The sequence below is a fragment of the Enterobacter sp. PTB genome, assembly GCF_051130085.1.
GTDB lineage: Bacteria > Pseudomonadota > Gammaproteobacteria > Enterobacterales > Enterobacteriaceae > Enterobacter > Enterobacter ludwigii.
This window is the reverse complement of the sequence record NZ_JBDKEE010000016.1, coordinates 61854-75943: the sequence shown is the minus strand read 5'-3', so window position 1 is coordinate 75943 and position 14090 is coordinate 61854. Positions and strand designations below refer to the sequence as shown.

Genomic DNA, 14090 nt, shown 5'->3' with positions numbered 1-14090 from the left:
CTTTTATGTCACTCTGCCATACTCTGCCTTGTCCGGCGCATTTCCGATGTCTCACAGTCTTTTCCTGACCACGGATCCTGGTGGTGTATAAGCCAGAGAACGTGCAATGCGTTTCTTTTCATACTGTGCCAGTAAATCAGCATAAATGTGCTCTGCTTCATCCAGATTGCCTGAAATATAATTCACGAGCGAATTCAGGCAATGCAGCAATGTGTCACTGTTTGCGAGTTGCCTGAGCAGAGGGGTCTTCAGGGTAGAAACGACACCCATAAACATCTGCATGATATTATCAACGTGATAACACGAATTGCGATATTGCGCCCGTGAATAAAAATACTTCAGATGATATCCGGCGAAGAGAACATAAAGTTTTTTATAAAAGACATTGTTATTAACGCCGTTGTGATTATGGGTTATAAATTTATCAACAACATGTATAAATTTTTCCTCCTGAGATAACACATTAATAGCACTCATAATTTCCTCCATTATTTTGTTTTTATAATTAAGTACTATCATCTTAAAAATTAAAATCAATAGCAAAATAAAAATATTTTATTATTCATATATATTTTATTCCTCATAAATACAAATAGCTTTTACTGTGCTAAAGTTGTGTCTTCCCGATTGTATTGTTTTTTCATATATCAATTATCTGAGTTATTTCCCTATTGCAGATAAGAAACCCACAGGAATATTTTTTGAGAGCGTGCTACGCACTGGCTTACGCCCCGACTACCTATAAATGTTAATTATTTTTACCAAACAGTTGAAAAACTTAATTTTGTCTCCCTGGCAGCGCCTCTGAGTGCCCGCAGCACTCACTCGCTGAAGCAGAAAGGGTTTTTCCGAAGGGTCCCGGCGTGAGCCGTAGTCAGCAAACGGGTAAATCATGTATCTGTGTTCGCTTTCCCGATCAACTTAGCCTCCTGATTTTTTTTTGCGCGAAGCGTATTTGTGCTGACAGCTAACCCCATTTTTCTGAACTTCTGCACGAAGCGTATTTTTAATGACAGTAAACCTAAATACTGTGAACTCGTGCGCGAAGCGTATTTATACTGACTGAAAACACTATAGTGATGTTCTGAAGCCCAATGGGGCGTAACACACAGTTGCGCAGGCTTCAATTTACAAATGATATTATTTAAGAAAAGCAATAATAAAAATGTTTTCATCAGGTACACCAAGGCCTTGAGTATCGATCAAATGCAAAACTGTGGTTTCTTATTTCTTTATCACTCTTTTATCTTGCAGATCAAAATCAAAAATTATCTAATAAAATCATATGATTATACAAAATATGCCGTTGTTAATTTCAGCACCAAAAATTATCAATCACATAACAGGTGATGGTTAAATTTAGCACCCCTCGTTTCAAATTTTACAACCTATTACCACCACCAAAGAACGGATAAAAAATTCAAATAAGATATAATTAAAATAATATCATCAAAACCATTGACAAATAAATTAAATATGCCATGTCTGTAATCACAACAATAAAAAAGGAGCCATTATGTCAATCACAAGTGTTGTATTAACTAAAGAACAAAAATCCATTATTGCAGAAGCATTAGAGGTTATGCCCGAAGATCTAGAAGAAATAAAAATTAAAGCAACCAGCTATAAAAAGACGTCCTTCAAGGACGATTTCTCAATGGTATTTAAAGGTAATATGGCGACACTCGCCAGAATGGATTTGACGCCTACAGCATTTAGAATTGTGATTTATCTCTTCTCAGCCATTGATTACGGTAATATTATTCCTGATTTTTCACAGTCACGTACTGCCAAAGAGCTTGGGCTGAATAAATCAAATGTTTCACGTGCATTCAAAGAGTTATTTGGAAAAAAAAATACTTATTCGTGACACCATAGATAATCAGGTATATCTGAATTCAAACTTGTGCGTTAAGGGAATTCCTCGTCGTTTCAATGAAGATCTGATGGATAAATTCAGAAAATCCAGACTGGAGACAGAAGATTTTGCCAATTCGTTTAATTTTTATCGTGCCTGGAGTAAAACAAAATCAGTTAAAAACTCCAGAAGACGAAATCCTGCAGACGGCATTCCATTTTAAAAACATTACAGCGTGGTAATTTTCTCCACGCGAGTGATAACATTAACAAAAAAACGATACCTTTATGCAAAAAAGACTCTCCACTTACTTTCAAAATAATCAATCATCAGTTGAAAGTCATAATCTTAACACTACTATTCACAATGTATTCTGGTTGCTTACATTAATCGCGTCGTATAAGCCAGATAAGAGCATTGTTTACCTAATTTTTCATCGTGTTACGCCCATAGCACAGCAAGAAGGGATACATATTACACCCACTCAATTTTATCAGGCTATCACAGAACTGATTGATGCGAGTGTTACTATACCTACTGAGTTTAAATACCAACACCATTTAAATCCTGTATTTTTCAGCTCTTTTAAATAAAAAAGAGCATAATATTAAAATTCAGGATAACCTATATCCTATAATGTTTACTATAGAAAACCAGATGACCACTATCAAAAGCACATAATTTTCATGTATCATTATCTGTTGAATTAAAATAAGAAGGTACAGACTTGTGCTGTCTGTACCCATGATAATTTATTACAGCCTTTACATCTTTTTATCTGCATTATTATTTCTGATACTATTTTTTTCATAGACAAGCTGCTCAATACACATTCGTACTTCATCATTAATCGTAATATCTGTACTACCATTGACCACTATAGAAAACAATAAATAAAGAAAGACGTGCTCTAACTCTATCTCTTGGACTAGATCTACATAATTACGATAGGATTCAATAGCCTCATAAAAGCTATTCGGTGAAGTCGCAAACGCACATACAAAATCTTTATCTTCTGGTACTATGATTGAATTATTCATTTTAACTTTCCTATACTTATTAATATGAAATGTCATGGTAAAAATCCCGTCATAATTTTCACCAATGGCTATTATTATTACTTCTTAATACTAAAAACCGTCCTAACACTATTAATATTATGCACACCCAACCCACCTAAAACCATCTCACTGCCTTGCAAAAGAACGGTCATAAAAATAATGCAAGTTATTCTTTAACGTTTTAATCTAAAATATGCAGCAAAACTTTGCATTGCCATATGAATTTCTTAATCCAATAAATATTCAATTATCCGCTTCGCCAAGAGTTTCATTTCATCAGGGCATTTAATTAGCGAAAACCAAGTCTCGTAAACATATATTTGTTTGGAAGCATTAAGCTCTGAGATCGCGTCTAAAGGTTGTATCAAATTTCCGACAAGATACTGACTGAGCCAATATATTATTTCTTTATTAAACTCGTTATTGGGTAAATTATAAATCGATTCAGGCTCGAAAATTTTAAAGAATAGTTCCTGGCCCAGATTACACATATGGTTTTCTTCATTCACAAATTCTTCGATAGTCATAAAATCTCTCCTAAATTCAATTAAGCAACATTATTTCGACTTGTTTCGATAACAGACTGAATCCAGCTATCAATCTCACTTTCAACGAAAGCTATTGCACGACTTCCAATTTTGACAGGAGCAGGAAACTTGCCATCGTTGATCAGACGATAGATCCAGGCTTTTCCGTAGCCAGTTCGTTCGAGAACTTCTGGTAAGCGTATGAGGCGGGTTGCTTGATTTTTCATTTCGTTATCCCTTGTCGTTGCGGTGAAGTCACTATACGAGCAGTTGGGAAAAGAAAGGAGCGAAGCTCCTGAAGCGGAGGTTCTTCGCTGCTGTGCAGGATGGTTTTCTCGAAGTTGGTGCAGTACAGAACAAGGGAACTTGAGAGTAGCTGAAATTCCCCTGTTTTATAGCAAGTGTAAAAATGGCCGGTTTAAAGTAAAAATCGCAAAAAAAAGCACCATTTACAGTAGTGCTTTTAGTTTATTTTTATAATAAAAAAACAGACAGTTATTAATTAACTCTTAATCCGATAGTTTCATTACATCAGAGACTTTCATTTGCTTTAAATGGCTGTTTTTGTTCATGAAGTAATGGAATTGTCGGATAAAGTCAGTTGTGCAGGATTTAAGAGCCAAAGGCCTGTCGGTATCTTTGATTTGGCTGGACTGTCTCATTTCGCTTTCTTCGTCATCGTCTGTATATAGTAGTCTGGATAACCTGTCGTCAGAGACACGGATTTTTTTAACGGCTGCCCACACCAGGATATCAAGCATAGGTATTACACGATAACTGATGAGTTTCTTGATAGTTCCGTATCCAAAACGAACAGATTCCAATGGGTTTTCATCAATACCCTTAACTTTACGCCACTGCGGTAATGCAGCTTTAAGCGACTCTGCAATCTCTTCGTCTGTGCCACTTGCCAGATCAATCTCGAACATGATCGTTCGTGTAAACTGATCTGGCATAATGTCTGAAAGTGATTCTTCTCGAAGCTCTGCGTTTATAGAATAATTGTCACCTTCATGCCAAAGAAAACCTCCACGTTGCATTGCAATAATGCTCGTTTCAGCAAGGCGATCAAGAGTTGTGAGAAAGAAATGGGGAGGTTGAAAAAGTTTGTTGGCAGGAGTCATGTATCCCAGTTGTCCTTCTTCAATTAAAAAAGGATTGCCACTAAAAATTTTTGAGAAGTAACCCGCAAGTGCTCTGCTCTCAAACTCTTCCCGATACTCCTTAAAGAACAATTTACGGGCCCATATCTCATGGTAGAACTGAATCAATGAGAGGTCTTCAAATTTGCGATATGTATCAATCTTAAACCAGCTCTTGATGACTTTTGTATGCTCTGGTGACCAATTGTTCAAAATCCATTCTCCACCTATGCTGGTACTGCGGATAGAATCGTGCTATTGAGAAAAGTTACCGTATTCGTCTACCTATGAAAAGCATAACGGACCTTATCTATGAGTTCAGTTACCAATAGGGAGTTGAACTGAGAAATTTGTTGTCTTTTGATACAATTTGCAAATCGGCTATTCGTGAGAACTCATACCGTTAAGATTTATGGTTCCTTTTTAGGACCACATATAAATTTAAAATTTAAAATAAACCTAAAAATCAATGTCATGAATAGTTATTTACAGGGACGCCAGCCCACCAAAATTCTCCATCGGTGATTACCAGAGTCATTCGATGAAGTCCTAAGAGCCCGCACGGCGCAAGCCCTGCGGGCTTTTTTGTGCCTTGAATTTGTCCCGCGAAGTCCGAAGAGAACTAATTAAATCCGAACTTAGTAGCAACAACAAGACGCGAATTCAGCTTCCATTTTGGGAGTTGAATTCACGTCCGATATAACTTGCTGTAATTCATATAGCCAAATGGCATGGCTATTTTTTAGCGTCACCTGACGACTTTGGAGCGTTAGACGAAGTACCCGTACTCTGTGCTGGGGTTGGCTGCATCTTGGGTATTGTTGCACCATGTTTTTCAGTGTTTGCTGACTGTGTTTTCACCATCTTAGGCATGATAGCGCCATCTCCAACAACCATGCGAATCGGATTACTCATTTTCTGGCTCATACATTTCCTTCTAACACATTGATATTACGAAGAAGTAGAATTCTTTTGAGAGCTATTACCGTTTTGAGGGACATTTTGACCAGTTGATGAAGAAGCCTGTTGCCCAGTAGAAGGGATAGCTTGCATAGCAGGAACATTAGCCCCATTGCCAACAAACACACGCTGCATTGTTGGGACATTGTGTCCTTCCATGCTAATTCCAAGGTTCAAACTAGTGTTGTCTTTATCACTCATAACTTAATTCCAGAGGTTTAGTGTTAATTATCACGGCTTCGTCGTCGTGGGGGCTGCTGGGGAGTTTGGTAAAACTACAGGATTAACCGGAGAGGGAGTGGGTGCTGGAACTTTTGGCATAGCAGGAATTGAAGCCCCCTTATCAATAGGAAGTTGTTGCATTCTCGGTACTACCTGCCCTTCATTAAGGTTGCTTACAACGCATTTTTTGGAATTATCAGTGTCCACTTGCGACCTCTTAGAAAAATTACTTAAACCGAATACAATCACCGAAATGATAGCCAATATGAAGAAACTACCTGAAAGCCAGTTCAACAGCGAAGTGAAATTCCCCCATCTGTTTTTTTCACTGAACGCATTTTGATCTCCATCAATATAATATCGTTCAGCTATAGACAACTGTTTGGTTAATGCCTTGTTACTAATGAGAAAACTAGCAATGGTTGATAGGATAGCAAGCCCAAAAAAAGTCCACGACAGATAAAGGGAAGCCACAAGTGTAGGCCCTTCCTTACTGACAATATCTTTTAGTAAGGTCAGCGATATAGCTAGCCCAGCTGAAGACAAAGTGAGAATATTTTTGTCATAATTGTCGGTATTTGATAGCTCACGCTTATCAATCTCCGCTTTGTAAACCGCGAAAATCGCAGTTGCTTGCTTTATTTCCTCGTCAGTCCTACTCAACTCATTCTCCCTAAGAAAGCCACATTCTGGAATAATGTGTGTATAAACGCTACATATATTGTCTCATAAAAACAAAGTGAAACAGAGATTCAAGAGTCCATCACCAGTGATGTATTACTCAGTTCCTTTCACCTTAAACAACAGTAAGTTGCTTGCAATATAAATGATTAACTAACAGCGTTGGTATCATCTGTTAAAAGTGACTAGCCTCACATTTTGTAAAAGAAGAGGAGAGATACAACTGCAGCATCTTGAATGAAAAAGAAACCATACTCATATAAAGAGTACTGTTTTTAAACTATGAGGTTTTCATGCCTACCTGCCAAGCACCACACCGCTACGACACAATGTTTGCCGCCCTTCCAGAGGATCAGAGCTATCCATTCCGTCATAAATGTGCCGGATGTGCATACGAACTTGGATTTCAGGCAGGGGTATCAAACCAAGAGCCTAGCGCTGCTACGGCTATTGACTCCATCTTAAAAAGCCAAGCGGCTGAAGTTCGCCATAGAAGCCCAAGAGTAGCCTATTACCAAGGTTACACCGATGGTCTGAACGAGTATTACCTGCAAAACCCTCGTGGATAACCATCCACACTCTGTAACTTTCATTAATTTAGCAAGGAATCCTACATGATCACTTATGCTTCTGATTTTAATGAAATACCTAGTGCTTTAGGCAACAACCAAGAACTCCAAAGAAAAATGTTATCTCTTATTGCCAGTAAAAAGATTGCGGGCAAAGCGACCGAAGGAGCAGGCAGGGTAGAAGAGTTCAGAGCAATTTTATCTCAGCTCACAAATGGTGAATTGCGCTTAGACGAAGCAATTAGAGCCGTTGAAAATCGTATTCCACGTTACACATCAATCCATTCCGGGGATAACAGAGTCTTTGCTAGTGGCTGGGCAGAACGTTTAACCAGAACACAGTTTAGTCGGTTCTACAACCAAGCAGTATTAGAAATCGAGATAGCAAAGGGACACAACGAATGCTTTGTTCCCCCATCGTCGCAGGAGCAAGCATCATCACAATGCTCACAAGTTCTTGCAGGACGTTCTCATGACGTCAGTCATCTACTCAAATTATTAGTTACCTCTTATGAGGATGGCAACTGGGACAAAACGCCTAAAATTCCTGATCATCCCCATTGCACCCACGTGATTAAGCCGATGTCTTGATTTTTGTATTGGGCATGTGACATAGTGGTGTGACATTGATTCCCGCTACATTGATCAAAGAATCAGACAGTTAGTATTTGGTGTCGCTTTCAGCCAGCTCCACCAAAATTCTCCATCGGTGATTACCAGAGTCATCCGATGAAGTCCTAAGAGCCCGCACGGCGCAAGCCCTGCGGGCTTTTTTGTATGCATGATCTGTCCTGCGGCGTCTGAATGTCCTGTCCCAGAATTAGCTAATCCTTCAAATAGCGAGTTTTATGTTCATTCTATTTAACCAGATATTTTTAACGGGCCAGTATATTTAAAGAATTCAATAACTGAGTATCTAATGTTTCTCTTACTGGAGTAGGAAGCCCATTTGCAACTCTATAATCTTTGATAGCAGCTCGTGTCGCTGGTCCCATACTTCCATCAATATTACCGTTATAAAAACCTTTATCCAGTAATGCAAACTGCACTCGCATGATTAAACGTTTACGCTTTTCAGTATCAGAAGTCAGCCCGCTAGTTGCACGGGTAGTTCCATTCGTTCCAGCAGAGTTTGTAGTCGTAGAGGCATCCATGTCATTAGAGCGAAGCGAACGAACAGATGACGATGAGGAACTTGTCCCTGAACTTGAAGAGCCAGATGAGCTTGGTGAACTGTATGTTTTAGGATAATAAGGAGTGCTGCCACCATAGTACCCGCCACCTGATGAGGATCTGTGAGAACTATGACTCCGATGGGAGCTATGGCTGCGATGCCCAGCAATGTAGAATGGGACTTCTGTGTTAAGGGGTGCTATCACTAAATCATGCTCATTAAGAGTCATACCGGGCAAATCACTTGCTCCAGTAGAGGAATCACTTGCCCATACAGAATTATTGAGTGCTAAAAATCCCGGAAGCAGGGAAGCGAAATTAAATTTTTTCATAGAATTGGTCTCGGAGGTTGATGAAAACGGCCTTTTGACGAACTGAAATAACCAGCACAGGAAGACTTCTGAGTACATTCATCACATTCTTTGGGATAGTAATTTTTCCAGTCAGAAATTGACTGGGTAGCAAACCCTCTGGCTTTTTCAGGAAGATGGCACAATGGGTAATTGAAGATTGTTAGAGGGATGCCTGACCTTTGCGCAGTGTCTATGACAGAGAGGATTTTCTCACGATAGTTATCATGCTCGATAAAGATTGATGACCAGTTTTTTCGTGCCCACCCGATAGATTCCAACCCCATAAGGGAAATCTGATTGATGTTGGAGAACACACGGCCGACGAACTCTACGATGTCATCCAGTTCTGTATAGTTAGCCAGTGTCGGAATAACTCTAAGTTCGATATTAATCCCTGAGTTTCCTGCATTGATTAACCCCTTGACTGTTTCATTAAATGCGCCATCACTCCCTACCAGATGATCATGCACAAGTGGTCTTGATGAGTAGAGCGGGATACCAAAGGTGATTTTGATCTTTTTGCTTCGCTTTGCCATTTCCAGAGTAAAGTTGGTATCAGCAAATTTGCGTCCGTTTGTTAAAACATGCAAAGCAGTATCTGGTGAATTCTCGATGATAAAATCAATGAAGTGAAGGAAATCATCTCCATACAGCAAAGGTTCACCACCGCTGACCCCAACAACTCCATTCAAACCAAATGAAGCTATAGCAAGAGCTGATTGGGTAAGAAGCCAATCATCATTTGATTTTTTTGGTGGCTGCGAACAAAACAGACACAAGTTATTGCAACGTTCCGTTACTAAGACAGTATTATGATTGGCTCTTCGGGACAGAATAACGCGTATCATATTGCCATTGTTGATTATCCCAATATCTCCATCTTCAATTGACTCAAATAATTCAGTGCTAATAACAGAGTAATCAAAGCATGGTAGAATGACATCATTATTGCTTTCAGCAACTACCAGCAAATTGGGCAAAAAGAATAAAGGGTTCACTGGTTTTTGTTTGCATAACCGATAGAACCCCGCGGGCACAGTCTCTTTTGAAGCAAAATGAAAGATATCGTTCCTGATAACCTCAGACATATGCCCATCCTTTTAGCATCTCAGCCTTCGGACCACCTTCTGAGATGCAGTTCATCAGATACCTGAACATCCCCTTGTGATACTGACAAAACGTTGAACGACTCCTATCACCGACAGGCTCACCCTGTACACTTATGTTCTGGCATGGATCTGCACCGCAAAATGGTTGATATGCACATGTATCACAACCTGGTAGAGCAAAATTGAACGATGAACTTAATACTGCGTTATAGTAAGGACTCTTAGAAAATTGTAGCGTCTTAACCTCACCCGCACTGAACTCCGTTTCAGGATTCACCTTCTGCAACATACGGCTCTCATCGCTACCATATACTCGACCGTCATAATTGAAAAGAATACTGTTAAGCACAACCCCACTTGGCGACTTTAAATCTGCGTAACCACTAAAGCCGGGATTGAAGATCCTTTTCAGATGAATGGAGGCCGAATGTTCCACAACCCTTATCCCTTCATTATTGATCTTAAGGATTTCATCTATCAACGAGGCATAGAAACTGAAGTATTCATCCATAGAAAAGGTGAACGATGCTTTTTGTGCAAACCCATAGGGACTAACAGGTCGGATAAACATGTCCTTGAGGCCAAGAGACAAGTGAGCATGGACAATCGATTCAGGATGCCTGATAAGATCTTTAGTAACTGTGGTAACCGTTGCAACTCGCCCAGCGCCTAAAGACCGTTTAATAGCCTCTACTCCTGACACTGTTCTACTGTACGCAAGCCCATGACCAAGAATTCGATTACTGTTGTGAACAACTTCCTCACCATCAAGCGAAGTAGAGAACGTTATGTTCCTATCTCTCGACCATTCAAGCATATCCTCATTCAAGACAGACAGGCTTGATGCTATCACCATCTCAAAATCGATACCTCCCAGCGTTTCAGCACATTGCTCATAGATAGACTGAATTAAATCGAACCGCAAGAGTGGCTCTCCACCCTGTATCTCTATCTTGTATGGTGGTGTCGATAGTTTTTTGATAGTAGAAATGATATCAGGGATGAGATCGGGATCTAGATCATAACCAGAGGCATTCACTGAAGCTCTACTGACCTGACAATACTTGCAGGTATGGTCGCAACGTAGTGTGGGCACAATCATGAAAATTGGCCTGATAGCCAGTTCATTCATCAATCGTTTTGCAAAAGCAGAACTTAAAGCATAGGGCGTTATAGCCGATGAGCTTTCGTTGGTTATGAATAGCTTGCTTTCGAGTGCGTTTGATTGTTCCGCATTGATTTGCTCATCAGAAAGATCAAGCAACTCTTGCTCATCAATGAAATGATGAAAACCAGCGAGGTTGCTTATAAACACCTGTCCATTAGGCAATCTGTCAAAATTGAATGGCATCAATTCCATTACGAAAGCCTTTCATCGACACTGCGAAGCACTTTATGGACAATAGAATCTCTCAACGCCCCTGTTTTATGCTGTAGTTTTTCTCGCAAAGCGTAATCATTCAGCAGCCTCTCGAATTCATAGAGGCATTCGGGACTATCGTTTTCAAAAGAGATTTTCCAGGAGGATATATCTTCACAAAACTTCCACTGAGTAAGCGAAGTCATCCAGTACAGGGTATTGCGTATAACCCATTCAGAATAAACATCTTTTTTTAATATCCTTTCGCACATTGCCATTGCCTCACAAAACTAATAATCACAATCAGCAACCACTGTAAAGCGGATTTTTCCTATAGAAATGAGGATACACCATTTAATTAATATGTTACAGGATGTTTGCATCTGAATGGCGACTCTGACAAATGATGTTGCTTATCCTATGATAATCAATAATGTTTTCTGATTATCATATGCCGCTTGAACCGGTTAAATTTTAAGCGCCCAATATACCATCAAAACGTATGGGCTTAAAAGATCTGCTGGTGGTTCATGATATGAAATCTATTACTTCAATAATTCTTAATGAGAAAGAATTTCCTCATGACGTGATGAAGCTGCACTAGCGCACGTCGATACTAACTAAGCCAGGAGAGCTTACAATCACTCTCAATACCTTGAGCATCTATACGTCGTACCCACTGTTGCAATTTCTGTTTACGAAATTTATACCGCTGAGAATAAGGTCTCAGAATCGGGGCGGAAAATAGCGATAAACGCCGCAGGCTGCGTAATGGCGGGATTGATGTGTGGGCCAGATGCACCTGTTTGTGTACTTATTGGTGGTTTTGTCAGCGGTGCTCTTGCAGTATCGGAGATGGGTAGTGTGTGGAATTGATTATGCAACAGGTTAATTCAATATCTCTGGTAAAGGGTCAGGAAGCGACAGATTTATCCCAGGCGCAGCCTAACGTAGTGATCAATGGCAATAGCACAGACATTATTGTACCAGGGCAAATACTGGAAGCAGCTGTTCAGGTTAATGATCATCGCTATATCTTTTTTTAACGGATGACATTATTTTCGAGGAGTCACTGACAATTGCTCTTATCGATGTTAAGGATAGCGTTAAAGAAATCGTCCGTTTGGGTAATGAGTATTCGACGGGAAGTTTTGAGGTATTATCCGTTACAGTAGCTAGTATCAATTTCAGATTCATTGGTAATTTTCTCTCGACAGTGAACACCGTCGACTCCCCGCGCTTAAGGCTTCCTTTTGGTTCAGACCCCAAGGTGTAAAACGAGAGGCTGGCCTGAAAAAATACATGACGATTTCAGCCACTCCTGCGCCAGAGAAAGTTCGTTGATGCGACTTTCTGCAAAGCGCAACGTCAGTACGTTAACATTGTAAAGGCAACGACAAGACCTCTTATTATGTAGCTCGTAAAGCTACATTCTCCTGGAGGTGCCAGTGTCTATTCACACGCTCAATTTATCCAGGCATAAGTCTGGAAAAACTCAGTAAATCAACATCCTTAACAGAATCTACAGTTCCGAAATTACGCCACCCGCGTATACTGCATTCACGCCACCAAAAAACACCTGAACGCAAAAGGATTCGCACCCATGACAGCGTCCTCAAACCGCATCGCAAGCCAGGCTATCGTGGCTCTCACGTTATTGCTCAGCGGCTGCGTTTACCATGATTATCCCTCCCCTCGTATTGAGGGCACATTGAATAACGCAGGAAAACCGCTGCCCCGGGTAACCGTTTCGTTAGTGGAATTCGACCGACACATTGCCACGACACAAACGGATAATAACGGGTATTTTTCTTTCGTACCGCAGGGAGACTGGCATGTTTTTATACCCGTCGGACCGCAAGATCGCCTGAGTAGCTGGACACTGACAACAATCGACCCTCAGGGACAAAAACGCGATATTTACACCTCCCAACGCTTTGGCGGGCCTTTTTCAGGCTATTCCAGGAACGACAGCGTGAAACTGTTCTGCGAACTCTCCCCAACAAGCGGGGAGAGTCAAAATATATTTTGCGAAGCTCAGTGAGTTAATTAACTTTACTCATGGCCAAAAGCCACCAGTAATAGGGATATGCACGCCCCTGGTACACGGCATTGATCCTGAAAATAATTAATTCCTCTGCGTAACTAAATACGCTTCACGGTATAACGCCAAAATAACATTACAGTTTTTTCCTAAAGCCACGCCGCTTCGTCTGTGCCATGCTGAATCACGCTCATAACCGATAACGTTAAATGAGGATATTATGAAAAAAACAATTATCGCATTATCTGCCGTTCTGCTGGCTTCCCCAGTATTTGCTGCGACCACACATGCAACTGACGATACCGTCGCTGCGGCGAAGGCAAACGCCAACGACGCGAAGCAAAAACTGCACGAAGAGCAGAATAAAGGCGAAGAGCTGAAGCTGAAACAGAAGCATGCTGCAGAGGGTAAAACCGAAAATTTAAGCAGCAAGGTCAGCGAAGATTCCCAGAAAGCCTGGCATAAAACCAAAGAAGGTACCGAGAAAGGGTGGGATGCCACCAAAGAAGGTGCTGAGAAAGGCTGGAATAAAACCAAAGAAGGTGCCAGCGAGCTGGAAAAGAAAGTCACTGAGTAATCCCTTCGAAAGGCCGCAGACGCGGCCTTTTTTATTCCCTCCTGCCCTGCTCCCTGCAAACTAAACTTGTCTCAGGGGGACTCCATCATGAACAGCGAACACACCGCACCTGAAACCCAGGGCGTTACCGTTGAATTACTCTCCGTCGTCGATCTGGGTCCGGAAATAGCGGACATGGCCGGTCGCCAGCTTCGTATGCGCAGGGTCACTCTCGCTCCCGGCGCGGTCTTTGGTCCGGTGCATAATCATATCGACAGGCCCGGCACCGTATTTATCCTTGAAGGTACCATCACCGATCATCGTCACGGTATTGCGACTGACTACGGTCCCGGTGTCGGCTGGCCGGAAGATCACAACACGGTCCACTGGCTGGAAAACCGGGGTCCGGTAACCGCCGTCGAGATCTCGGTGGATATTATTAAGACGTCCTGACGCCTAAAAGCCGAATAGATCC

General features: G+C 41.0%; 16 protein-coding genes and 1 pseudogene. 6 read left to right on the top strand and 11 right to left on the bottom strand.

Annotated elements, in window-relative coordinates; translation table 11 throughout:
- Positions 1-51: 51 nt before the first annotated feature.
- On the bottom strand, positions 52-477 hold the full coding sequence (locus tag AAIR21_RS18810; RefSeq protein WP_001274227.1) for a hypothetical protein: 426 nt from the start codon (positions 475-477) through the stop codon (positions 52-54).
- Between the two features lie 1039 nt (positions 478-1516).
- On the opposite strand from AAIR21_RS18810, the pseudogene AAIR21_RS18805 reads away from it, so the two are divergent.
- Positions 1517-2081, top strand: a pseudogene (locus AAIR21_RS18805) (helix-turn-helix domain-containing protein).
- A gap of 541 nt (positions 2082-2622) precedes the next feature.
- Here the strand turns inward: AAIR21_RS18805 and AAIR21_RS18800 are convergent.
- The 6 genes from AAIR21_RS18800 to AAIR21_RS18775 all read right to left on the bottom strand — a co-directional run bounded on the left by AAIR21_RS18800 (position 2623) and on the right by AAIR21_RS18775 (position 6433).
- The gene (locus AAIR21_RS18800) at positions 2623-2898 is read right to left on the bottom strand and encodes a hypothetical protein (protein ID WP_434681940.1); all 276 of its coding nucleotides are present in this window, start codon (positions 2896-2898) and stop codon (positions 2623-2625) included.
- Between the two features lie 248 nt (positions 2899-3146).
- Entirely contained in the window at positions 3147-3446 is a 300-nt protein-coding gene (locus AAIR21_RS18795; protein ID WP_000151178.1) for a hypothetical protein, read from the bottom strand.
- Between the two features lie 20 nt (positions 3447-3466).
- Complete coding sequence (locus AAIR21_RS18790) at positions 3467-3673, bottom strand: helix-turn-helix transcriptional regulator (RefSeq protein ID WP_000795662.1); 207 nt, start codon at positions 3671-3673, stop codon at positions 3467-3469.
- A gap of 282 nt (positions 3674-3955) precedes the next feature.
- On the bottom strand, positions 3956-4801 hold the full coding sequence (locus AAIR21_RS18785) for a DUF6387 family protein (protein WP_001067213.1): 846 nt from the start codon (positions 4799-4801) through the stop codon (positions 3956-3958).
- Positions 4802-5539: 738 nt separating this feature from the next.
- Positions 5540-5749, bottom strand: a complete 210-nt coding sequence (locus AAIR21_RS18780) for a hypothetical protein (protein ID WP_126488083.1) — start codon at positions 5747-5749, stop codon at positions 5540-5542.
- A 30-nt stretch (positions 5750-5779) separates the two neighbouring features.
- A complete protein-coding gene (locus AAIR21_RS18775; RefSeq protein ID WP_032678795.1) occupies positions 5780-6433 on the bottom strand; it encodes a hypothetical protein in 654 nt (217 codons plus the stop codon).
- Positions 6434-7065: 632 nt separating this feature from the next.
- On the opposite strand from AAIR21_RS18775, the gene AAIR21_RS18770 reads away from it, so the two are divergent.
- Entirely contained in the window at positions 7066-7611 is a 546-nt protein-coding gene (locus tag AAIR21_RS18770; protein ID WP_079231760.1) for a hypothetical protein, read from the top strand.
- Positions 7612-7895: 284 nt separating this feature from the next.
- Here AAIR21_RS18770 and hxsA read toward each other — a convergent pair whose 3' ends face one another.
- The 4 genes from hxsA to hxsD are packed head-to-tail and all read right to left on the bottom strand — an operon-like array spanning position 7896 to position 11287.
- Positions 7896-8525, bottom strand: a complete 630-nt coding sequence (gene hxsA / locus AAIR21_RS18765) for a His-Xaa-Ser repeat protein HxsA (RefSeq protein WP_079231759.1) — start codon at positions 8523-8525, stop codon at positions 7896-7898.
- Positions 8522-9634 (bottom strand): His-Xaa-Ser system radical SAM maturase HxsC, encoded by a 1113-nt coding sequence (gene hxsC / locus AAIR21_RS18760; RefSeq protein WP_079231758.1) that lies wholly within the window; start codon positions 9632-9634, stop codon positions 8522-8524. Before hxsC ends, hxsA begins: the two co-directional genes overlap by 4 nt.
- Positions 9627-11015, bottom strand: coding sequence for a His-Xaa-Ser system radical SAM maturase HxsB (hxsB, locus tag AAIR21_RS18755; protein WP_032678800.1), 1389 nt, complete (start codon positions 11013-11015; stop codon positions 9627-9629). The genes hxsC and hxsB overlap by 8 nt, the downstream gene beginning before the upstream one ends.
- On the bottom strand, positions 11015-11287 hold the full coding sequence (gene hxsD, locus AAIR21_RS18750; protein WP_032678801.1) for a His-Xaa-Ser system protein HxsD: 273 nt from the start codon (positions 11285-11287) through the stop codon (positions 11015-11017). Before hxsD ends, hxsB begins: the two co-directional genes overlap by 1 nt.
- A gap of 606 nt (positions 11288-11893) precedes the next feature.
- Between hxsD and AAIR21_RS18745 the strand changes: the two genes are divergently transcribed.
- The 4 genes from AAIR21_RS18745 to AAIR21_RS18730 all read left to right on the top strand — a co-directional run bounded on the left by AAIR21_RS18745 (position 11894) and on the right by AAIR21_RS18730 (position 14068).
- Positions 11894-12061 (top strand): hypothetical protein, encoded by a 168-nt coding sequence (locus AAIR21_RS18745; RefSeq protein ID WP_226777971.1) that lies wholly within the window; start codon positions 11894-11896, stop codon positions 12059-12061.
- Between the two features lie 557 nt (positions 12062-12618).
- Entirely contained in the window at positions 12619-13059 is a 441-nt protein-coding gene (locus AAIR21_RS18740) for a hypothetical protein (protein ID WP_079231756.1), read from the top strand.
- A gap of 220 nt (positions 13060-13279) precedes the next feature.
- Positions 13280-13636, top strand: a complete 357-nt coding sequence (locus AAIR21_RS18735) for a hypothetical protein (protein WP_020883896.1) — start codon at positions 13280-13282, stop codon at positions 13634-13636.
- 87 nt (positions 13637-13723) lie between these two features.
- The gene (locus tag AAIR21_RS18730; protein WP_063925501.1) at positions 13724-14068 is read left to right on the top strand and encodes a cupin domain-containing protein; all 345 of its coding nucleotides are present in this window, start codon (positions 13724-13726) and stop codon (positions 14066-14068) included.
- The last annotated feature ends 22 nt before the right edge of the window (positions 14069-14090 follow it).